The organism is Methanobacteriaceae archaeon (genome assembly GCA_029219465.1).
Taxonomy (GTDB): Archaea; Methanobacteriota; Methanobacteria; order Methanobacteriales; family Methanobacteriaceae; genus Methanocatella.
Window position 1 is genome coordinate 64830 of sequence record JAQXTL010000014.1, and the last position, 22613, is coordinate 87442.

The 22613-nt window shown below is 31.9% G+C and carries 25 protein-coding genes; 18 read left to right on the forward strand and 7 right to left on the reverse strand.

Annotated elements, in window-relative coordinates; translation table 11 throughout:
- The first annotated feature begins 43 nt into the window (after positions 1-43).
- Positions 44-1015: an ABC transporter substrate-binding protein gene (locus tag PUD86_07160; protein MDD6777056.1), complete on the forward strand. Its 972-nt coding sequence runs from the start codon at positions 44-46 to the stop codon at positions 1013-1015.
- A 21-nt stretch (positions 1016-1036) separates the two neighbouring features.
- Here the strand turns inward: PUD86_07160 and PUD86_07165 are convergent, their stop codons facing one another.
- The 3 genes from PUD86_07165 to PUD86_07175 all read right to left on the reverse strand — a co-directional run bounded on the left by PUD86_07165 (position 1037) and on the right by PUD86_07175 (position 4195).
- Positions 1037-1660: a DUF447 family protein gene (locus PUD86_07165; protein ID MDD6777057.1), complete on the reverse strand. Its 624-nt coding sequence runs from the start codon at positions 1658-1660 to the stop codon at positions 1037-1039.
- Positions 1657-2031 carry a hypothetical protein gene (locus PUD86_07170; protein MDD6777058.1) on the reverse strand — a complete coding sequence of 125 codons (375 nt, stop codon included), beginning with the start codon at positions 2029-2031 and terminating at the stop codon, positions 1657-1659. Before PUD86_07170 ends, PUD86_07165 begins: the two co-directional genes overlap by 4 nt.
- A gap of 67 nt (positions 2032-2098) precedes the next feature.
- Positions 2099-4195 (reverse strand): acetate--CoA ligase family protein, encoded by a 2097-nt coding sequence (locus PUD86_07175; GenBank protein MDD6777059.1) that lies wholly within the window; start codon positions 4193-4195, stop codon positions 2099-2101.
- A gap of 296 nt (positions 4196-4491) precedes the next feature.
- Between PUD86_07175 and PUD86_07180 the strand changes: the two genes are divergently transcribed.
- The 5 genes from PUD86_07180 to PUD86_07200 all read left to right on the forward strand — a co-directional run bounded on the left by PUD86_07180 (position 4492) and on the right by PUD86_07200 (position 7754).
- Positions 4492-4641, forward strand: coding sequence for a hypothetical protein (locus tag PUD86_07180; protein MDD6777060.1), 150 nt, complete (start codon positions 4492-4494; stop codon positions 4639-4641).
- 117 nt (positions 4642-4758) lie between these two features.
- A complete protein-coding gene (locus PUD86_07185; GenBank protein ID MDD6777061.1) occupies positions 4759-5259 on the forward strand; it encodes a hypothetical protein in 501 nt (166 codons plus the stop codon).
- A 39-nt stretch (positions 5260-5298) separates the two neighbouring features.
- Positions 5299-5709, forward strand: a complete 411-nt coding sequence (locus PUD86_07190) for a hypothetical protein (GenBank protein ID MDD6777062.1) — start codon at positions 5299-5301, stop codon at positions 5707-5709.
- Between the two features lie 184 nt (positions 5710-5893).
- Positions 5894-6817, forward strand: a complete 924-nt coding sequence (locus PUD86_07195) for a DUF2121 domain-containing protein (GenBank protein ID MDD6777063.1) — start codon at positions 5894-5896, stop codon at positions 6815-6817.
- Positions 6818-6830: 13 nt separating this feature from the next.
- On the forward strand, positions 6831-7754 hold the full coding sequence (locus tag PUD86_07200) for an MBL fold metallo-hydrolase (GenBank protein ID MDD6777064.1): 924 nt from the start codon (positions 6831-6833) through the stop codon (positions 7752-7754).
- A 9-nt stretch (positions 7755-7763) separates the two neighbouring features.
- Here PUD86_07200 and aroC read toward each other — a convergent pair whose 3' ends face one another.
- Positions 7764-8858, reverse strand: a complete 1095-nt coding sequence (gene aroC / locus PUD86_07205) for a chorismate synthase (protein ID MDD6777065.1) — start codon at positions 8856-8858, stop codon at positions 7764-7766.
- Between the two features lie 218 nt (positions 8859-9076).
- Between aroC and PUD86_07210 the strand changes: the two genes are divergently transcribed.
- The 4 genes from PUD86_07210 (at position 9077) to PUD86_07225 (ending at position 12565) form a co-directional block, all read left to right on the forward strand.
- Entirely contained in the window at positions 9077-9268 is a 192-nt protein-coding gene (locus tag PUD86_07210) for a 4Fe-4S binding protein (GenBank protein ID MDD6777066.1), read from the forward strand.
- Positions 9269-9277: 9 nt separating this feature from the next.
- On the forward strand, positions 9278-10288 hold the full coding sequence (locus PUD86_07215; protein ID MDD6777067.1) for a 4Fe-4S binding protein: 1011 nt from the start codon (positions 9278-9280) through the stop codon (positions 10286-10288).
- A 396-nt stretch (positions 10289-10684) separates the two neighbouring features.
- Complete coding sequence (gene hemB, locus PUD86_07220; protein ID MDD6777068.1) at positions 10685-11686, forward strand: porphobilinogen synthase; 1002 nt, start codon at positions 10685-10687, stop codon at positions 11684-11686.
- Positions 11687-12565 (forward strand): triphosphoribosyl-dephospho-CoA synthase, encoded by an 879-nt coding sequence (locus tag PUD86_07225; GenBank protein MDD6777069.1) that lies wholly within the window; start codon positions 11687-11689, stop codon positions 12563-12565.
- Between the two features lie 5 nt (positions 12566-12570).
- Here PUD86_07225 and PUD86_07230 read toward each other — a convergent pair whose 3' ends face one another.
- Entirely contained in the window at positions 12571-13188 is a 618-nt protein-coding gene (locus PUD86_07230) for an ATP-binding cassette domain-containing protein (protein ID MDD6777070.1), read from the reverse strand.
- A 1-nt stretch (position 13189) separates the two neighbouring features.
- Complete coding sequence (locus PUD86_07235) at positions 13190-14137, reverse strand: ABC transporter ATP-binding protein (GenBank protein MDD6777071.1); 948 nt, start codon at positions 14135-14137, stop codon at positions 13190-13192.
- A gap of 152 nt (positions 14138-14289) precedes the next feature.
- Here PUD86_07235 and PUD86_07240 point away from each other — a divergent pair, with 152 nt between their 5' ends.
- The 8 genes from PUD86_07240 (at position 14290) to PUD86_07275 (ending at position 21681) form a co-directional block, all read left to right on the forward strand.
- Positions 14290-14850, forward strand: coding sequence for a GNAT family N-acetyltransferase (locus tag PUD86_07240; protein ID MDD6777072.1), 561 nt, complete (start codon positions 14290-14292; stop codon positions 14848-14850).
- Positions 14851-14885: 35 nt separating this feature from the next.
- Positions 14886-16496 carry an ABC transporter substrate-binding protein gene (locus PUD86_07245; GenBank protein MDD6777073.1) on the forward strand — a complete coding sequence of 537 codons (1611 nt, stop codon included), beginning with the start codon at positions 14886-14888 and terminating at the stop codon, positions 16494-16496.
- Between the two features lie 52 nt (positions 16497-16548).
- Positions 16549-17538 (forward strand): ABC transporter permease, encoded by a 990-nt coding sequence (locus PUD86_07250; GenBank protein ID MDD6777074.1) that lies wholly within the window; start codon positions 16549-16551, stop codon positions 17536-17538.
- The gene (locus PUD86_07255; GenBank protein ID MDD6777075.1) at positions 17531-18382 is read left to right on the forward strand and encodes an ABC transporter permease; all 852 of its coding nucleotides are present in this window, start codon (positions 17531-17533) and stop codon (positions 18380-18382) included. The genes PUD86_07250 and PUD86_07255 overlap by 8 nt, the downstream gene beginning before the upstream one ends.
- Before the next feature lie 79 nt (positions 18383-18461).
- Entirely contained in the window at positions 18462-18785 is a 324-nt protein-coding gene (locus PUD86_07260) for a hypothetical protein (GenBank protein ID MDD6777076.1), read from the forward strand.
- 34 nt (positions 18786-18819) lie between these two features.
- Complete coding sequence (locus PUD86_07265; GenBank protein MDD6777077.1) at positions 18820-19251, forward strand: hypothetical protein; 432 nt, start codon at positions 18820-18822, stop codon at positions 19249-19251.
- A 111-nt stretch (positions 19252-19362) separates the two neighbouring features.
- Positions 19363-20907 carry a phenylalanine--tRNA ligase subunit alpha gene (locus tag PUD86_07270; GenBank protein MDD6777078.1) on the forward strand — a complete coding sequence of 515 codons (1545 nt, stop codon included), beginning with the start codon at positions 19363-19365 and terminating at the stop codon, positions 20905-20907.
- On the forward strand, positions 20908-21681 hold the full coding sequence (locus PUD86_07275; GenBank protein ID MDD6777079.1) for an exodeoxyribonuclease III: 774 nt from the start codon (positions 20908-20910) through the stop codon (positions 21679-21681).
- 16 nt (positions 21682-21697) lie between these two features.
- On the opposite strand, the gene PUD86_07280 is transcribed toward PUD86_07275, so the two are convergent.
- Positions 21698-22393, reverse strand: a complete 696-nt coding sequence (locus PUD86_07280) for a TIGR02253 family HAD-type hydrolase (GenBank protein MDD6777080.1) — start codon at positions 22391-22393, stop codon at positions 21698-21700.
- Positions 22394-22613: the final 220 nt, after the last annotated feature.

A 22613-nucleotide genomic window follows, 5' to 3' on the forward strand; every position in this document is an offset into this window, starting at 1 on the left:
TAAAATTATAACAATTGTGATAAAATTAATTATGGTGAAATTAATGAATAAAAAAATTACATTCGTTTTAGTTTTAGCACTTGCAGCATGTTTGATGGTTGGTGCTGTCAGTGCAGGATTCTTTGATTTCTTAGGAGGGGAGGGTGACTCTGTAAAAATAGGTTACTTACCTTCCGACCACGATGCAGCACTTTTTGTTGCTGATGCCAAAGGTATGTTTAAAGACAACAACATCACTGTTGAACTTGTACAATTCAACAATGGTGGTGACTTAATGACTGCTATGGCAAGTGGAGAAGTCGATGTAGGTTATCTTGGTATTACTCCAGTATTATCTTCAGTAGCAAAAGGAGTTCCTGTTAAAATAGTTTCTTCTGCTCAAACTGAAGGTTCAGGTATTGTTGTAACTAAAGACTCTGGAATTAAAACTCCTGCAGATTTAAAAGGAAAATCTATTGCAACTCCTGGTGAAGCATCTATTCAACATGCTTTACTTGTTTACTACTTAAATCAGACTGGTTTAACTGTTGATGATTTAAATGTATCTGCAATGAAAGTTCCTTCAATGAATGATGCTTTAAAAACAGGTCAAATTGATGGTATTGTTACCTATCAGCCTTATGTATCCATTGCTGCAAACCAAAGCAATTCCGAAATTTTAGCTAACTCAACTGAAATATTGCCAAAACACCCTTGCTGTGTTGTTGCTGCTTCAGACAATTTCATTAAAGATCATGAAGCTGAATTAAAAATTATTGTTAAAGTTCATGAAAATGCAACTAAATTCATCAATAAAAATATTGAATCTGGCGATGTTGATAAAATCGTAAAACTCTTACCTGAAGATATTGTTTCTGATGCTAATCTTGAAGCAGATTCTTTAATCAGTTTCCCATTTATCTATGGTATTGATGATGGCTTTAAATCAGATGTTGATGCTTTCCAACAACTTGAAGTAAGTATTGGTCTTTTAAACAGTACAATTCCTCAAGACAAATTATACTGGCAAGCATAGTTAATTAAACTATGCTTTTTTTTAATTTTTTTCGTATTCTATTTTTAGCTTTTCAATAGCTTTTTTTGTTTTTTCGTCTGAAACCTTGTTAATGACTCTTTGATTTTCAATTAATCTGTCCATATAAACTTTTCTTTCATCTTCGCCGACCATTTTGTATCTTGAAAAATTAACAAGAGATTCAATAAGTGCAGGCATGCCTCTGTTAAATGGAGATGCCTTTTTGTCGTTTATGGCTACTTTTCTTATTTTTCCAACAATTGAATAGATGTTATTGTCACCCTGAATTGGGAAATTTTCAGGAGTCTTAATCTCTATCTCATCAACATCCACAATAATGAAAGCTGGGGTGTTTTTAATGATAGCTATGTCATCATCGTCAGTATAATATTCATCGTCTAAACAATCTAGTGTAGAGTATGTGAAAACTAATGGATTTTGTGTAATGTTAACTACATATTCATTAGTATCAAGTATGTTTTTTAATGTTTTTGACCCTTCAAAGATGCTGCAGTATACTTTATCTCCACCTAAATACTGAAATCCAAATGCTCCGGCATTTTTTTTACCGTTTTTATCAATTGTGGTGGTGATGCATTCATAATGAATGTTTTTTTCAATTCCAATTTCGGATAAGTCATTCATTTAAATGCACCTCTTTTTTCAAAGTATTCATTTCCTGTTTTTATAAGTCCAACAAAAACATCACACAAATCATTTAATGAATTTTTAAGGTTTTCATCATTACTTGTTTGTATTGCCTGGTCGATGTTTTTGGTATATTCCGGAAACATTACCATTCCATTTTCAAAAAACGGATCATATTCGTTAATGTTAATTTCTTCTTTGGATAAATCATCAACTATTTCTTCGTGTAATTGCTTTAAATCATTGCGACAGTTATTAATGTCAGCTATTATTTCATCTGTAGGGTTGTTATCTGCAATTTTTTGAAAAATAGTGTTGATTTGAATCATACAAAGAGTATATAATTCTAAGTTAATTTCACCATCCATAATATCACCTGATTATGAATTAAAGTTTAAAAAAAGAAAAAAAGAGAAAAATTTCTCAAAAGAGAAATTATAATTTGATTTTAATATCGAGTGCACTGGAACCTTCTTCGTAAACGAAGATTGGGTTGATGTCTAACTCGGATATTTCTGGGAAGTCTAAAGTTAATCTAGCTACTCTTTTAATAGCTTCTTTAACTTCTTCGACATCACAAGCAGCTTCTCCTCTGTATCCTTCAAGTAATTTGGATACTTTGGTGCTGTTGATTTGTTCATCAATTTCTTGTGAGGTCATACCTTTTGCAAGGTTGAATGAAACGTCTTCAATAAGGTTAACGTAGATTCCACCCATACCAAATGCAATCATAGGTCCGAATTGTTGGTCACGAATCATACCAACGATTACTTCTTCACCGGAATCCATCATTTTTTGTACTTCTACACCATCAGGGATAATGTCTGGGTGTGCTGCTTTTGCATTTGCGATAATTTCTTCGTAGGTTTCTTTAGCTTCTTCTGGGCTGTTGATTCCTACTTTTACACCACCGATATCGGATTTGTGTAAAATTTTATCGGATGCAATTTTAAGTACAACTGGGAATTCCATTTCTTCTGCAAGATCTGCTGCTTCATCAGCACTGGTAGATAATTTAATAGGTGCTGCGGAAATTCCGTATGCTTCAGCTACTGCGTATGCTTCACTACCGAGTAAAGTGTCTCTGCCGTCAGCTTTAACTTTGTCAAAGATTGCTTTTACAGCGTCTTTGTCAACGTCACTTACGTTTTCAACAACATCATCATATACTTTATCTTCGAGTTTAGCATATTGAGTCATTGCTTTAAGAGCAGTTACTGCAGTTTCAGGGAATACATAAGTTGGTACTCCGTTTTCTCTTAAGAGATTGTTTGCGTTTTCAAAGGATGGACCACCCATGTTTACTACAACAATAGGTTTGTCGAATTCTTTGCTTTCTTCTAAGATTGCGTTTGCAATTCCATCTGGGTCTGCAGATGCGGTAGGACAAACCATTACGATAATACTGTCAACTTCATCTTGACTTAATACAATTTCTAATGATTCTTTGTATCTGCTTACAGGAGCGTCTCCTAATACGTCAATAGGGTTTTTTGCACTTCCTTCTTCAGTTACGCATTCTTTTAATTTAGCAGTAGTTTCTTCATCAAATTGAACAAGTTTTAATCCTGCTTTTTCCATTGCGTCTACGGTAAGTACTCCTCCACCACCAGCGTTGGTAATGATAGCAACGTTGTCTCCTCTTGGGAGAGGTGCTTTTGAAAATGCTAAACCTAAGTCGAACAATTCAGCCATGGTTTCAACACGAAGGATTCCGGATTGACGGAATGCAGTATCAAATGCGAGGTCACTTCCTGCAAGTGCTCCAGTGTGGGAGGATGCAGCTTCTGCTCCCGCAGAACTTGAACCTGATTTAAGTACAATAATTGGTTTTTTGTGAGCGGTTTCTCTCATGGTTCTTACAAAGTCTTCATCATCGGAGATGGATTCTAAGTAACAAATAATAACATTGGTTTCGTCATCTTCTGCTAAGTATTGTAAGAGTTCAATTTCACTTACTCCTGCTTTGTTACCTAAACTGATAACTTTACTAAATCCAATTCCAGAAGCAATACTCCAGTCGATGATAGCTACCATCATAGCTCCACTTTGAGAGATGAATGCCATATTTCCTTTAGGTGGCATCATTTGTGAAAATGATCCGTTTAATGGAGTGTGGGAATCTGTAATTCCTAAACTGTTAGGTCCAATAATATTTATTCCATATTCTTTACCGAGGGATACTAATTCTTCTTCTAATTTAGCACCTTCTTCACCTACTTCTTTGAAACCAGCAGTAATAACTACCATGTTTTCAATACCACATTCACCACATTCTTTAACAGCTGTGTTTACGAATGGGGATGGAATTGTGATAATTGCAAGGTCTACTTTTCCAGGAACATCTTTTATATTTTCATATGCTGTTTTACCTAAAATCTCTCCACCTCTTGGGTTTACAGGGTAGATTTCGCCTTCAAATCCATCATTGATCAAATTGTCAACAATGATGTATCCAACTTTTCCAGGAGTATTGGATGCACCAATAACTGCCACAGATTCAGGTTTAAACATTTTATTGAGATCTATCATAAGTTTCTCTCCTTATTGAATTTATCAAATTCGTTATAAAGTATTAATTTATAATAATTTATAATGATAAATTAATTAAAATTTATACTGCTTATGATTTATATCTGTTTCCTTATTTAAATGTATAGAATTTTTATTGATTTTTTTTGTATTCATGGTATTAATTTTATAAATATGTTACTAATTTGTTAAATTGTCCGTTCATTTTTTTGAGATTATTATAAAATGATTTATAAAGTATTTAAATTCATAATAAATATTGTAATATGGAAAAATTACATGGAGGTAATAAAATTATGAAAAAATCATATTCAATTCTAATGTTTTTCGTAATGATTTTGGCGATTTCATGCGTTAGTGCAGCTGATGTGGATTCAGACATTGCTTTAGATGAATCAAGTCCTGCTGTTCTTGCAGAAACTCCAAAAAATTACTCCGCACTTTAAGATTTAATTGATAATGGTGGAATCATTTCAGGATATTCTGGTACTATTGAAATTTCAAATTCAGACTTTATTGTTGATGATAGTAACAGTACTGTAATCTATATAGACCATGGTAGTTTGTCATTAGGTAACAATACAATGATGGTAGTTGGAATTCCAATTTATGTGGTTGAATCTAGTATTGCTTCACCAGTCAGTATTGTTGTTTTAGACAATAAAACTTATGATGCATCTGTATTTGATACTGTTGAGCTTAATGCTACTTTAGTTGATGATAATGGAAATGCAATTTATGATCCTAATTTCAGATTTACTGTTAATGAAACTGTTGTAGATGATATTTCATTTGATGGTTGTGTATACAAAGCTCAATATACTTTACAAAATGTTGGTGTAAATGTTATTTCTTTAAACTATGCTTCCAATGATTTAGTAATTAAAAACGGAGCTTACAATGCATCTAAAATAGATACTTATATCCAATTCTCATCCAGTTTCACACGTGTTGCATGTGACTACAATGCTGGTGAGAGGGGAGCTAAATTCTATGCAACTTTAAAAGATGCAAATGGAAACGTATTAGCTAACAAGACTGTTTACATTTCAATTCTTGGATAAACATACAAATTCACCACTGATAAAGATGGTAAATTTGGTATGCAGGTTAACTTCGCATCTGCAGGTGTATACACATACGTATTATCCTTTGAAGGGGATGAAACCTGTAATGCAGCAGATTCATTTACTACCAAATTAACAGTAAATAAAAAAGCTATGGGAATAAAAGCAAGCAATGTTGCTTTTAAATCATACAAAAAAACAAAAACAGTAAGTGTAAAATTATTCACTACAAAAAATCCATACAATGGAAAAACCTACTTAAGTGCAGGTAAAAAAGTAACTTTAAAAGTAAATGGTAAAACATACACTGCTCAAATTGATAAATATGGAAATGCTAAGTTTAACATTAAATTAACTAAAAAAGGTAAATACACAGCAGTTATTAAATTTGCTGGTGATAAAACCTACAAAGCAGTTTCAAAATCAATTAGAGTTACTATTAAATAAGAAGAGTAATTTTACTCTTTTTTTCTTTTTTTTATTTTTCAATAAATCTAATCTTTTAATCACATTAAAATTAATTTTATTAAACTTTATAACATAAGATTTCTATAAATATATATGATTAATAAACAATTGATATTTTGAAATATTTGAATATTTTTAATAAATATCAAAATTAGGAGATATTATGAGCTTAATTATTGCATATATAGGTAAAAAAGGATGTGTAATGGCTGCTGATAAAAGAAGAATAGGATATTTTGGTGATAAAGAGAATTTAGACTTATTGGAAGAAGAATTATATAGTGGATCAATCAACAGTGATGATGATTTTTTAAATAGAGCATCTGAATTAGGTATCTCAGTTAAGATTACTGATGATGCAAGTAAATTAAAAACCGTTGGAAACTGTATTCGTGGTGAAGTAAGTACCAAAGGAACAATGGAAACAAAAAGAAGAAGGATTTACGGAACTACAAACGGTTATCAAATCATCGAACTGTTAGGTTCACAGACAAAATCACGTAATGCTGGAAAAAGCGGAATTGTAATTTTCGGTAACAATTTTGCAAAGAAAATGGCTCAAAATTTAGTTTCTAAAAAAGTAAAGAGTTTCAAAAGCTTAAGATACATTGGAGATGTATTTGAAGATATTTTAAAAGAAGTGTCTTCTAAAACCCCAACTGTTGGTAAAAACTTTGATGTTTTAATGCAACAGCCTAATTTCAATGAATCTGAAGCCCAAAAACACTTGGACTTAACTATCGATCATGATATTAAAGTATTAACTAAATTCAGACAAGAACTCACAGAACAACTTGTACAGCAATCTATTGAAATTGAAATGGCAAGTAAAATTATAGAAAAAGGCAGTATCGGACGTGTTGTTAATGTTGATGGAAACATGATTTTTGTCCAGTTAAATGAAAAAACACAAGCTATGGACACCAACTGGAAAAAACAACTTGCAGCACCTGGTCAGAATGTCTTAATGTTTAGTGAAGGTTTAAGTGCAGCTATTGGAGATGAAGTAGTTATTGAAAATGGTAATTTGTGCCTTAAAAAGGACAAGTCATCTTTAAAATGTGATATTATTTTATGTTCTTTATAAAAAGGGGATTTAAATGAAAATTACATTTTTAGGAAGTGGTGGTGGACGTTTTTCCGCCATCTCTCAAAGAAGGATGACTGGAGGGTTCAGGATTGATAATCTTGGAGGTAAAAATTATCATGTTGACCCAGGTCCAGGAGCACTTGTTAGAACATACCAGTTTGGATTTGATCCACGTAATTTAAGTGGTGTTTTTGTATCTCATGCCCATACTGACCATTATAATGATGCTGAGATACTGATAGAAGCTATGACAAGAGGTATGACAAAGCACAATGGTACAATATTTGGAAGTGGCAGTGTATTAAACGGCTATGAAGACTGGGGTCCATGCATTTCCAAGTACCACCAATCAAAATCCAAGTCAGTAGTTTTAGAACCAAGTAAGGTTCATGAAGTTGACTCAATTAAAGTAAAAGGTACTGCAATCCAGCATGGTGATCCTAAAGGAGCAGGATTTCAGATAGACTATAATGGGTTTAAATTGTCTTACACTTCAGATACTGGTTATTTTGACGGTTTGGCAAAAGAGCATAAAGGTGCAGATATTCTTATTGCCAGTGTATTAAGACCTGGTGAAAAATCAATACCTGGACATATGTGTTCACGTAATTTCATTGATTTAATTGAAGAAGTACAGCCAAAAGTAGCTGTAATGACTCATTTAGGTCTTAAAATGATATCCAACAACCCTGTTGTTGAAGCTAAAAACATTTCTAAAAAAACAGGTATTAAAACAATCTCTGCATTTGACGGATTGTCATTTAACATAAACTACAATAATCCAAGAAAATTCAGATTGATTTCGCTTAAGGATGTTGAATCCTCAATGCACAGTACAAGCCACAAATTATTCAACAGTGGTAGAAGAAACTCATATCAAACTTCCTTTAAAAACAAGGAGTTTGACGAGCTTTCAATAATAAAAAGAAACTAAAAAAAAGTTTTATTTATCTAAATTGGTAGGATGTATGAATCCTGAGCGAATCATATGATCTGCAAGAACAATTGCAGTACTTGATTCAGCAACAACTGTCACTCTCGGACAGATACAAGGGTCATGACGTCCTTTAATTTCTATTTTTTCATTTTCCATTTTTTCCAAATTAACAGAATCCTGACATTTGGAAATTGATGGTGTAGGTTTAACTGCAATTCTTGAAACAATTGGCATTCCATTACTCATTCCACCGATAATTCCACCAGAATTGTTAGTTTTTGTTGTTACTTCATCATCAATGATTTGATATTCATCATTTATCTGAGAGCCAGTGTGGTTTGCAACGTCAAATCCAAGTCCGATTTCAACACCTTTAACAGCTCCAATGTTCATTAAAATACGAGCTAAATCACCGTCAAGTCTCTCAAAGACAGGTTCTCCTAATCCTTTAGGAACTCCAATAGCTATTGTTTCTACAATTCCACCAACAGAATCGCCTTTTTGTTTTTTAGCAACAATTAACTCTTCCATTTCACGTGCAGCTTCTAAATCTCCACATCTTACAGGATTTTTTTCAATATTTTCTTTAATGATGTCTAATTCTTGTGGTTTTGCTTTAACATTTCCAATTTGAGTAACGTGGGAGATTATTTCAATACCAAACTGTTTTAGGAGTTTTTTAGCTATTGCACCTCCAATAACATGTCCGATAGTGACTCTTCCACTACCTCTTCCTCCACCGTTGTAGTCGTAGTTTCCGTACTTCATCATCCAGCCGTAATCTCCGTGGGATGGGCGTGGAGTGTTTTTAAACATGGAATAGTCTTTTGAGTGTTGATTTTTATTAAAAATAACTCCTGTAATTGGTGTTCCGTCAGTTTTTCCTTCAAATATTCCTGAAAGGATTTGAACTTCATCGCTTTCTTTTCTAGGTGTTGTTACACTGCTTGTTCCAGGTTTTCTTTTGTCAAGTTCTTTTTGAATATCTTGTGCGGTTAATTCAAGGTTTGCAGGGCATCCGTCAACGATTGCACCTACTCCAGTTCCGTGACTTGATCCGAAAGTTGTTATTCTAAATTTCTCTCCGATTGAATTTGACATTTTTAGCCTCTTTTTTTAATAATTATTCATAATATTACTTTTTTAAAGTATATTAAATTAATCTAAGTTGATTAATTTATAATATACAATTAAATTCACATTGGTATTTAACAATTCAATAGCTATTTTGCCCGAGAATATTATCGATATGTTTATTAATACAATTCGATATATAATTAATTACATAACGTGTTTTATGTAAAATATGAGGTGGTTGTATGGCAGTAAAAATCGATGAGAATTTATGTGGACATATTCAAGATTGTCCAGTACAAGGATTATGTATTAAACTTTGTGAACAAGGTGCTATTATTGAAAAAGACGGTGACGTAAGTGTTATTCCTGACAAATGCGATGACTGTGACCTTTGTATTCAAAATTGCCCAAACCAAGCTATATCTAAATTGTGATTGATTTTTATGTTTTCTATAAAAAGAGATGGTGAAGAGAAACGTGTTTTAAAATACGAAGATAAGAATTGTGTTGGTTGTGGAATCTGTAGTGATGTGTGTCCTAGCTCCTCATTAAGATTAGGACCATTAGTTCCAATAGCTCGTGGATTAATTGAAATGGACTTGGTGTCTGTTAATGAATCTTCATGTGTATTTTGTGGATTATGTGCTACAGCATGTCCTTTCGATGCATTGTCTTTGTATGTTGATGATGTAAACATAAAAGATATTGATTATTATCCAATATGGAAAAAAGACGCAATCGTTGGCGATGAAGATTGTGTTTACTGTAAAAAATGTTATGAGGCATGTCCTACTGACTCAATAATCTTTGAGAGAAATCTTCCTAATCCTGTTGACTTGGTTAGAGGAGAAATTGAAATTTACAAGGACAAATGTATTTACTGTGGTTTTTGTGCAGAATTATGTCCTGTAGAAGCTATTACAGTTAAAAACATACCAACATCAACAGTTGATAAACTAAATAACAGCATTGAAGTGGACTTATCCAAATGTGTATTTTGTGGAATCTGTAAAAGGGTTTGTCCTGAAAATGCAATTAAACAAGTCTGTTCAACCTGTATGTTGAAAGAAGAAATTAAAGTTCCTGAAATTACTGGAAATGTAATGATTTTTGAAGACTCCTGTGTATACTGTTCATGGTGTAGTGAAGTCTGTCCTAATGATGTAATTGACATTAGAAAACCATTTGATGGTAATTTGGAATTAGTTGAAACTGACGATAAACTTTGTAAAGGCGGATCTTGTCATGCATGTTTAGATGTCTGCGCATGTAATGCTGTTTCAATTGTTGATGGAAAATCCTTTACTGATTTAACATTCTGTAACTTGTGCGGTGCTTGTGTAAGAGCATGTCCGCAGGATATTAGAATATTAACAAGAACTGATGTGAAATTAGAAAATATTAATTCCGAAGCATGGGATGAAATTTTAAGTTCACAGTTAGTTGGAAAATAGGGAGTTTTTCTTCCTATTTATTATTTATTTTATTAAAAAACGCTCTTTTTTCTATATTTAATCTTTAATTTAAAAAATACTCTTTTTAATGTTTTAAAAAATAGTTTTAAAATATGGTAGGTATTGGAAGCAGTGTGCAATACTTCCAATCTAACATTTTGGAGATTATAAAATGATTGGATTTTACAAATGAGATATGAAAATATCTTCACATCGTATATTATATATGATTTTATAATATTTAAATACATATCATTTGATTTTTTGTTTTTATGATTAGAAAGCATTATTTTTTAAAAAATAATTGATAAATGCCTTTATTTTCCATAAATTTAATTAAGAATATAATTCAAATTTTATTATGATTAAAAATTAATTTTTAAATAAGATGATATTATGGAATTTCCAACCACAAGAATGAGAAGGCTTAGAAAAAACGCTAAAATCAGAGATATTGTTCGTGAAACTAAACTCTTAAAAGAAGATTTAATTTATCCTATTTACTTTAAAGAAGAACTTGAAGGTGATGAAAAAGAAGAAATCTCATCACTTCCTGGTGAATTCAGATACTCCCTTGACAGTGGTGTTGAATTTGCAAAAGAATTGGAATCAAAAGGATTAAAATCAATCATCGTATTTGGAATCCCAAAAGAAGAAACCAAAGATGAAATAGCTTCTCCTGATTATTCAGCAACAGGAATTGTTCAAAAAGCAATCAGAAAACTCAAAAAAGAAACAAACCTTGTTGTTATCAGTGATGTATGCTTATGTCAATACACTTCCCATGGTCACTGTGGATTAATACAGGAAAATGAAGATACTGATGATGGAATTGAAATTTTAAATGATGAATCCCTTCCATACCTTGCAAAAGTAGCACTATCTCACGCTGAAGCAGGTGCAGATATTGTTGCTCCTTCAGACATGATGGATGGTAGAATTAATGCTATTCGTGAAATCTTAGATGAAAACGGATTTTACAATGTAATGATAATGTCATACTCAGCAAAATATGCTTCTGCATTTTATGAACCATTTAGAGTAGCAGCATGTTCATCTCCACACAAAGGAGACAGAAAATCCTACCAAATGGATCCTGCTAATGCTGTTGAAGCTATTCGTGAATGTGAACTTGATGTAATAGAAGGATGCGACTTTTTAATGGTAAAACCTGCTCTCCCATACCTTGACGTGGTTCGTATGGTTCGCGACGAGTTTATGTTACCTCTTGTAGCATACAATGTAAGTGGAGAATACTCAATGATTATGGCAGCTATTGAAAAAGGATATCTCACAGAAAAAGCAATTCTCGAATCCTTGCTTTCAATTAAAAGAGCTGGAGCAGACTTGATAATTACTAATTTCGTACCTTACTTACTCTTAAATGATGTGATATAAATGGATGCTTTGGAAATTGCAAAAATAGCTCAAATTGCATCAGCACTTGAAGTAAGTGGATATCCAAAACCTGGAAATGTTCACAGAACCCGTGATTATGATGATATGGTTTTTGAAGATTTCATCATAAGCGGAATTGTAATTGGGGATGCTATTCGTGAAGCATGCAGTGATGTTGATGTTGAAAACCCTCAACTTGGAAAATACATTCTAAAAGCAGTCAGCGAAACTGACAAATGGATTAAAAACAATACTAATCTTGGAATTGTAATGATGATAACTCCAATTGCAGTTGCAGCAGCTATCAGTGATTCTTTTGATGAAATTCGTGAAAATGTTAAAGTATTAATGGCAAACACATCTGTTGATGATGCATGTGATTTGTATGATGCAATTAACATTGCTGATGCTGGTGGAATGGGTGATCAGGACGAATATGATGTTTCAAGTGACAGTGCTAAAAACGAGCTTAGAGAGAATAAACAAACCATGTACGATGTTTTAAAAATTTCAGCACCATGGGATATGTTGGCTCGTGAAATGACATCTGATATGCCTGCTGTTTTTGAAATAGGATATCCTACTTATCAGAAATTATCAAAAGAAAAATCAAAAAATGATGCTTGTGTTTTAACATTCTTAAAGATTTTATCACAGGTTCCAGATACTTTAATTTCAAGAAAATACGGCTCAGACGATGCTATAAAAGTATCAATGATGACCAGAGATTTACTTAACATTGAAGGTGAAGATGACTTTGATGAAAAAGTTGCACAATTCGATGAATTCTTATTTAAAAACAAATACAACCCTGGAACTACTGCTGATTTAACTGCAGCATCTATTTTTGTTAGCTATTTAAAAGATAACTTTGAATAAAGGAATTATTCTCCTTTATTAATATCTTTTAAGTATATTTTTTCATCACAAATTGTTTCTATTAATGATGTGTCATGGCTTACAACTAAAAAGCCCATTTTTCTTTTTTTAACTATTTTTAAAACTGAATCAAGGATTTGCACCTGTGTAATTGCATCAAGCATTGTTGTCATTTCATCAGCTATTAAAAACTGAGTATTTGGATTAAGAGATCTTAAAACGGAAAACCTTTGAAGTTCTCCTCCTGATAATTCCTGAGGATATCTTTTAAGCCACTGTTTTTGAATACAGAATTCATCTAAAAGTTCATCTGGAACGTTCCATGACTCTTCAAGAACCTGTTTCATTTTCCATTTTGGATTCATTACTTTTTCAGGGTGCTGATAAATAAGCTGAATAGGTTTAAATCCCTTTTTAGGTAGTGGATTTTCATTAAAAGTCACATTGCCTTCATAATTGTCAATATATCCGGATAAAATTTTACATAATGTTGACTTTCCACTTCCACTGTCCCCAATAAGACCTACTATTTTTTTATTATCTAACTCAAGATTGACATCCTTAAGCAAATATTTTTTAGCATTTGGATATTTAAATGAAAGATTTTCTATTTTAAGTTTCATTTTACTCACCATCCTCATATCTAAAGCATCTCACTTTTTTATTTCCTAAATCAAATAGTTTTGGTGTTTGGTTTTTACATTTTTCACATCTCATCTCACATCTTTCGTAATATGGACAGCCTTTTTGAGTTTCACTATGATGTGGCTGATGTCCTTTTACTAAATTAAATCCGTTTTCAGGAAGTGCTTTATAAAGTGATTTTGTATATGGATGGAGGAGATTTTCACCAGAGCCAGTAAAATCTTTTGTTTGTGCAATTTCTATTACATATCCTGCATATAATATGGCTATTCTGTCTGCAACATCAAGCGCAGCATAAATATCATGTGTAATTAATAAAATTCCAATTCCATCTTCTTTCATTTGTTTAAAATGATTTAATGTTTCTTTTACTGTCTTTTGGTCAAGTCCTGGAGTTGGTTCGTCTGCTACTACGATTTGAGGGTCTGATAAAAGTGCAGTTGATACAAGAACTCTTCTGGCCATTCCTCCGGATAACTGATGAGGATACATATCATCAACTTCAGGGCCTAGATTGTATTGTTCAAAGATTTCTCTTTGTTTTATTTTCTTTTTTGCTTTTTCTTCATCGTTTTTTGTATGTCCAATTGTCTGGTCGGATATTTTCATTAATGGATCAAGGAAGTTTACTGATTGTGGAACAAGTACAATATCTTTTCCTCTTATGTCTTCTTTATCCTGTTGGGTTAATTCTTTTCCTTTGTATTTGATTTTTCCGTTTAAATTTGCATTTTCTGGAAGGATTCCTAATATTGCATGTGCAAGAAGGCTTTTTCCAGAACCGCTTGAACCTAATATTGCTAATAATTCACCTTTGTTTAAATCTAGTGTTAAATCAGTTATAATATTCAAATTTTGCTGTTTTAATCCGTGAGTATATTGAATAAATGAAATTGAAACATTTTCAACATCTAATATTTTTTCCATCAAATCACCTTTGAAAATCAAAAATGGTAAGTTTTAAATATTAATTTGTACTTTATCAATATTAAAGTTATTCAAAATTTAATAAAAAGTATTACTAGATACATTAATTATTATAAAATAGTTAATACTTTTCTTAAAAATAGGTGTTTGTCATGAATATTAGTATTAGAAAATTAAGCAATAACTGCGATGAAATTTCCAAGGTTCAGGATTTCTTGTTTAAAATGATTAAACAGGAATTCGGTTATGATTATGTTGCTGAATGGCATCAAGATATTAAAAATCTTGAAGATTATTACATCAATCCTCAGATGAATAATTTTTTTGTTGCATATTCTGATGATGGTGAAATAATCGCAACAATAGGTCTTAGAGCTTATGATAAGGATTTTCCCGAGTTTAAAGGCATTTATTCAAAAGATACTACCTCAAGTATCTGGAGATTATTTGTTGACAGACGATTTAGACGCCTCGGAATAGCTTCCAAAATGTTTTGTGTTGCAGAGGAATTTGCAAATTATGCTGGTTATGATGATATCTATTTACATACTCACAAGACTTTAAATGGTGCATTGGAATTCTGGACAAAAATGGGTTTTATTACTTGTCTTGATGCTAATGATGAGCTTCAAACAGTTCACATGGATAAGAAAATACGTGGATTAAAACTAGATTCCATTTCTAATGAGTTTAAATATGGTGTTAAACTTTAAATTTTGCTTAACTTAACAAATTATGGGGTAAATTTATGAATAAAAAAATAATTGCATTTGTTGGTGTTATTGCAGTAATATTAATAGCTATTGGTGCTTTTACATTAATGGGAAGTTCTCATGATGATGATCCAACCCATTTGACTGTAGTATCACATAGTAATATTCAAGAACCTGAAGCAGGATTCAATCCTCTTGTTGGATGGGGATGTGGACATCAAAACTATAATCCTTTAGTACAAAGCTGTTTATTTAAAACAGATAAAAACGGCAATTTTGTACCTGATCTTGCTACTAATTACTCAATTAGTGGGGATGGAAAAACATGGACTGTTAATGTAAGAGATGATGTTGTATTTTCAGATAACTCAACATTTGATGCAGAAGATGTTGCATTTACATTTAACACAGCTAAAAAAACAGAATCTGAATTGGATTTAACAAATATTGAAAGTGTTAAAGCAGTTAACAATAAAACTGTTGAATTTAATTTGGTTGAACCAAGATCATCATTTATCTATGATTTAAGATATGTTGGAATTGTACCTTCTGATTCCTATAACAATGAAACATATGGTAGTGCACCAATCGGTACTGGACCTTATGTATTGGACCATTGGGATAAAGGTCAACAGGCAATATTTAAAATCAATGATAACTATTATGCTGATAAACCATATTTCACTCAAATAACTTTACTTTTCCCTGATGAGTCAACCTGGTTGGAATTAGCTAAATCCGGTGATATGGATGTAGTTCCAGTACCAACTTCTGCTTTAAATCAGACAGTTGATGGTTATAAATTTGTTGAAAAATCTGCTGGAAGAGCACAGGGTGTGTCATTTCCGTACCTTAACGATACTGGTAAAGTAAGTGAAGGTGGAAATAAAATAGGTAACAATATAACAGCTGATAAAGCAATAAGGCAGGCACTTAACGTTGGTATTAATCGCCAAGCAATCTGTGATGAAGTATTTGCAGGTCATGCAAGCCCTGAATTTAGTGGTGTAGATACAAGAGACTACGCAAATCCTGATGTCATAATCAATGACAGTGATGTAAACAAGGCAAAAGAGATTTTAAAACAAGGTGGATGGAGCGACACTGACGGTGATGGAATTGTAGAAAAAAATGGTTTAAAAGCATCATTTGATTTATATTATCCTTCAAATTACCTTGACAGACAATCATTATCTACTGTATTTGCAGAACAGGCAAAACAAATTGGTATTGAAATAAACCTTAAAGGTGCTGACTGGGATACTATCTATAAAAATATGTACAGTTCTGCTGCATTAATGCAACAAACTTCTCCAGATCCATATAAATCAATATATCAACAGTATCACAGTAAAAATGCAGATGATTTTTACATGAATCCTGGATTATACAATAATTCAGATTCTGATAAACTAATGGAAGAAGCAATGCATTCTACTGATTTAAATGCATCTAATACATTGTGGTCCCAGTCTGCTCTTGTTAATGGTGGAGGATGGGGTCCAAATGGTGATGCTCCATTTGCATGGTTAGTTAACTATAACTACAACTACTTTATTAAAAATGGAATTGACATTGGAAAACAACCTGACGGTTTGGGAAATGATATTTTAATTAATGTTTGTGACTGGACTAGAACAAACTAATCTAAAATATCTTTCTTTTCTTTTTTTTTAATTCTTTAAGGAGGATTTTTCATTGAATAAAAATCAATTGTTAAAATTTTTTGGTTATAAATTTGTGCGTTTTGCAATATTGATTGTTGTAGTTGCAATTTTTAGTTTTATATTAATTGATTTGTCCCCTATTGATCCGGTTAATGCTTATTTAAAACAAGCTGCAGTATCAGAATCTCAAAGACAGATTCTTGAAGGATATTTTGGTACCAATGTTCCTTTAACTACTAAAATATTTCACTGGCTATCTAATTTAATGCATTTGGATTTAGGAACTTCATTAATATATCGTGCACCTGTAATTGATGTAATAATAGACAAGGCTTCTGCTTCTATTGTGCTTATGGCAATTTCCTGGTTGTTAAGTGGAGTAGTCGGTTTTACACTTGGTGTTATTGCAGGTAAAAACAAAGATTCCTGGATTGACAAGGCAGTTAAGGTATACTGCTACATTATTCAGTCAGCACCGTCCTTTTGGATTGGAATGCTTATTTTAATGGTGTTTGCAGTTTATTTAAAACTCTTCCCAATAGGTTTTGGTGTTCCGATTGGTGTAAGAAGTAGTGATGCAACATTTATGGAGTGGGCATCAAGATTAGTGCTTCCTACATTAACATTAAGTCTTGTTGGAGTAGCACCAATAGCAATGTATACTCGTAATGAATTAATTCAGGTTTTATCTTCTGATTATGTTTTATTTGCAAAATCCAGAGGTGAAAAAGGTTGGGATTTAGTAAAAAATCATGGATTAAGAAATATCCTGCTTCCAGCTATTACATTGCAGTTTTTATCATTCAATGAATTATTCGGAGGAGCCATACTTGTTGAACAGGTATTTTCATATCCTGGAATAGGTCAAACTGCTGTTGCAGCAGGCCTGAACAGTGATGTTCCATTATTTTTGGGTATTGTAATATTTAGTGCAATATTTGTATTTGTTGGAAATCTGCTTGCTGATTTGTCATATTATCTAATTGATCCAAGAATTAAGGAGAGTGAACTTAATGATTAAAAAACAGGAGGATAATAAGCAATGGTTTTTATACCCTGCTAATCTTAGAACAAAAACTCTTCTCATTATCATAGTTTCTTCATTGGTAATTTTGTCAATATTTGTTTCAAGCTATTTTATAAAAGACATCCCTACAAGTTTTATTAATGCTAATCAGATGCCTTCACTGGAGCATTTATTTGGTACTGACTGGATGGGAAGAGACATGTTTCAAAGAACAATTGCAGGTCTTGGATTAAGTATTATGGTAGGTTTAATTGCATCAATCATCAGTACATGTATTTCAATAATCTTGGGTTTGTTTTCAAGTTTCAACAGATTTACAGATGAGTTTGTTGCAGGAATCATTGATTTGTTTGGTTCAATTCCACATATTCTTTTAATTATTCTTGTGTCTATGATGTTTGGTGGTGGATTAATCGGTGTTGTTATGGGTGTTGGTTTTACTCACTGGACTCCTCTTGCAAGAGTTTTAAGATCCGAAGTAAAAGAAATTAAAACTAAAGAATTTATCCATTTATCTGAAAATATGGGTAAATCAAAAGCATGGATTGCTATAAAGCATATTTTCCCGTTAATAATCTCTCAAATCATAGTTGGGGTAATACTAATGTTTCCACATGCAATTATGCATGAAGCTTCAATAACTTTCCTTGGATTTGGTCTACCTCCTCATGAACCGGCTATTGGAGTAATTTTAGCCGAATCAATGAATTATCTCTCATCAGGCTATTGGTGGTTGGCATTCTATCCTGGTATGTCATTATTAATTGTTGTATTGCTGTTTGATTTTATTGGAGAGAGCGTTGAAAAATTACTCAATCCAGAAACAACACATAAATGATTTGTTCAAAAAAAATTTCATTAATTATTTAAATTATTAGTTTAAAATATTTAATTAGAATTATAATGAGGATTTGAAAATGGAAATTGAATATAATAAGCATGCAACCTATCCTCCTTTAATTGAGGACTTAGTAAATGAATTATTGAAAGATGATTTTGTACATTTCAAAATCTTGTGTGCAAATGAAGTTCATCATTTCAATAAATCTGAAAACACAATTATTAAATTTGAAACAACTTATGTAAAAGAAACCAGAGATAATGGTGATATGTTATACATTGCATACCCAGATATCTTCAGAGTTAAATTATATAGGGATGCATCTCAATACCTCAAAGACCAAGAAAAAGGCGATGCATTCAATGATGTTGACTGGACTGGAAATAGAATTATATTCTAGTCTTTTTTCTTTTTTTTATTTTTCAGGCGATTTAATGCAAAATTACCTTATTGAACACTTAACTTCAAAAGACAATAAACAGGCTTATGAATTTTCCAAAAAAATCATTTCAAACTCAGAGGATTGGTATGAATACTTTGATGTTTTTGTATCACTTTTAAACCATGAAAATTCACTTGTAAGAAACAGAACAATGAGTATTCTTGCAGCTATTGTAGAATTTGATGATGAAAACAAGTTTGATGACATTCTAGATGATTTTTTATCCCACATTAATGATAAAAAAGCTATTACTTCAAGACAGTGTATTAAATATCTGGCAATTGTAGGTACAAATCGTCCACGTTATAATCCGCAGATATTAAATAGCTTAGAAATGGCTGATTTATCAAAGTATAGTGAAAATATGCGTCCTTTAATTGAAAAGGACATTAAAAAAACACAAAAAATATTGTCTTCAATTTAATTTTTTTAAATTTTTTTATTTTTTAAATAAAACCATTGTTTTAGCATTATATTTATAAATAATTTTAAACATATATTATCATATTATTAATCAATAATTTATGGTGTTTAAATGAGTGAGGATATTAAAAAAACCATTAATGAATTACATATTTACGAAAAGAAACTTTTAAAAGAATTAGAAGCAAATGCAGATGCTACACCTGAGCAAATTGCTCAAAACACTGCTATGGATATTAAATCAGTTATGAGTGCAGCAGGATCTCTTGCTTCAAAAGACATTATTGAAGTTATAAAAGATGTTGAAGAAGAAATTTCATTATCTAAAGACGGATTGGAATTTGCTGAAATTAAACTTCCGGAACGTAGAGTTCTTGATGTTTTAGCTGAGAAAAAGGAAATCCACATGAAAGACTTAGCTAGTGAATCTGGTCTTGACAAAAAAGAATCCAACATTGCTATTGGTTGGTTACGCCGTAAAAACTGGGCTCAAATTGACAAAGGAGTCGTTAAAGTAACTGACAGTGGTATTGCTTTTAAAGATAAATTAGGTGATGATGAAGAATTATTAAAACATTTATCTGAAGTTAAAACTGTTATTAAAGATGAATTATCTGGCGATTTTATTGATGGATTTAAAAAATTAAATGACAGAAAAAACATTTTGGAAATTAAAAAGAATACCTCACATTCTTTTAAACTTTTAGAAAAAGGTGAAACAATCCTTAAAGTTGGTTTCACTATCCAAGAACAAGCTACTCAATTAACACACCAACAATTAAAAGATGGTGAATGGAAAAACTTACAATATCGTCCTTACGATATTAATGCTGAAGCACCTGTTATCTTTGCAGGTAAAAAACATCCATTAAGAGTAATTATTGATGAAATCAGAGAAATTTTCTTAAACATGGGATTCTTAGAAGACAATGGAGATTATGTTGAATCTGCATTCTGGAACTTCGATTCTCTTTTCCAGCCACAGGACCACGCAGCTCGTGAAATGCAGGACACTTTCTATATGAAAAATCCACTTACCTGTGACTTACCTGATATGGATTTAGTAAAACGTACTGCTGATACTCACGAAACCGGTGCAGATACTGGTTCTTTAGGTTGGCAATACGACTGGAGTGAAGATATTGCACGTCAAAGTGTTTTAAGAACTCACACAACCGGAATTTCCACAAAACACTTGTACGAGCACGAACCTCCAATTAAAATGTTTTCTGTAGGAAGAGTATTTAGAAGAGAAACTTTTGATTACAAACACTTGCCTGAGTTCCACCAGGTTGAAGGACTTGTATGTGATAAAAACATCAGTTTCCAAAACCTTCTTGGTACTTTAAAAGAATTCTATAAAAAATTAGGATTTGAAGTAAGATTCAGACCTGCATACTTCCCGTACACATACTTATCAGTTGAATCTGAAATTTACTTGGAAGAAAAAGAAAGCTGGATTGAACTTGGTGGATCTGGAATGTTTAGACCTGAAGTATTAAAACCTTTAGGAATTAACCAGCCTGCTTTAGCTTTCGGTTTAGGTATTGAAAGACTTGCTATGATTAGATATGATGTAGAAGACATTCGTATGCTTTACAAAAGTGATCTTAAATGGCTTCGTGAATTACCTCTTGATAAAGGGGTTGAATTATAGATGTCCATCAAGCTAGTTTCTTGGAATGTTAATGGAATAAGAGCAGTTTCAAAGAAAGATGAGTTTTGGGACTGGTTCACCAATACTGACGCAGACATTATTAACTTTCAAGAAGTGAGGTCTACGCAGGATCAAATTCCGAAGAAATTAGCTAATGTTGATGGCTTCAACCATGCGTTTAATGAAGCGGAAAAGAAAGGATATAGTGGTGTTGGAACTTACTCAAAAATCGAACCTGTAAGTATAACAAAAGGTTTGGGAATTGAGGAACTTGACAAGGAAGGAAGAGTTCTAAAAATCGAATATCCTGACTTTATTTTATACAACATATACTTCCCGAACAGTGGAATGGGAGCTAAAAGACTTGACTACAAAGTTGATTTTTGTAATGCACTTTTAGAACAAGTAGTTGAGTTAAAAAACGAAGGAAAAAATGTCGTAATCACAGGAGATTATAATATTGCTCACTATCCGATTGATGTTTACAATCCTAAAAACTGTGAAGGAAAATCAGGTTATCTTCCTGAAGAACGTGAATGGTTAGATGAACTTGAAAAAGCAGGTTTTGTAGATACTTTCAGACTCTTTGATGAAAGTGAAAACAACTTTACCTGGTGGAGTTACAGAACCCGTGCACGTGAGAGAAATGCTGGCTGGAGACTTGACTACTTTTATGTAAATGAAGAAATAAAAGATAAAGTAAAAGCAGCTGAAATTTTAAATGATGTTTACGGCTCAGATCACTGTCCTGTAACATTAGAACTTGATTTTTAAAAAAAGAGATTGTTGATTACAATACTGTATCAACATCACCAATATTTGAAATAATTTTAATATCCAAATTATTCTTTTTAATATATTCCCTGTCTTCTTCAGTAACATCGGAATTTACAAGGATTGCACTCATTCCTGCATTGACTGCACCTAATCCATCTTCTTTTAATTTATTACCAATCATTACTGATTTTTCAGGATTACCATTCATTTTTCTAAGTGCAACATCATAAATTAACTTATGAGGTTTTTCAACACCAACTTCTTCTGATGTAATTACAGCATCAAAAAATGAATAAACATTAAGTCTTACTAATTTTTCCCACTGTTTAATGGTAATTCCATTTGAAATAACAGCTAATCTGTACCCTTGACTTTTAAGATAGATTAATGTATCAATAGTTTCTGCAAAAGGTCTTAAAAGAGCTATTTTAACATTGTGGTATGTAACCATTCCAAGTGCTACAAGCATAGGATCTTCATGGCCAAGAACAACTTTGGTTAATATGTTAAAATGCTGGTTGTAGTTTGATCCCTTTTCACGAATGATTGTTTTTAAAACACCATAAGCTTCATCTTTATCTAAAGGAAGTCCATTATCAACCATTAATCCAATAGCTGCTTTTCTTGCAGTTTCAGCAAAATTTGAAGTGTCTAGTAAAGTTCCATCTATATCAAAAAAAACTACGCGGTCGTCATTATGATTAATCATATAAATGTTAATTATAATTTTATGAATATTTAAATTTTTAGTCAAAAAAAGTTGTATGAAAAATAAGTTTGTTTTATAAAAAGAGGATGTGACGCAAAATTTTTAGTTGAATTTTTGTTTTTTTTTAATTTTTTTTTAATTTTTTCTTATTTTAATTGTTTTTTGTGTTTATTTCGTTGTATATTCTTTTTAGGTTGTGTCCGATTGTATATAGTTTGAA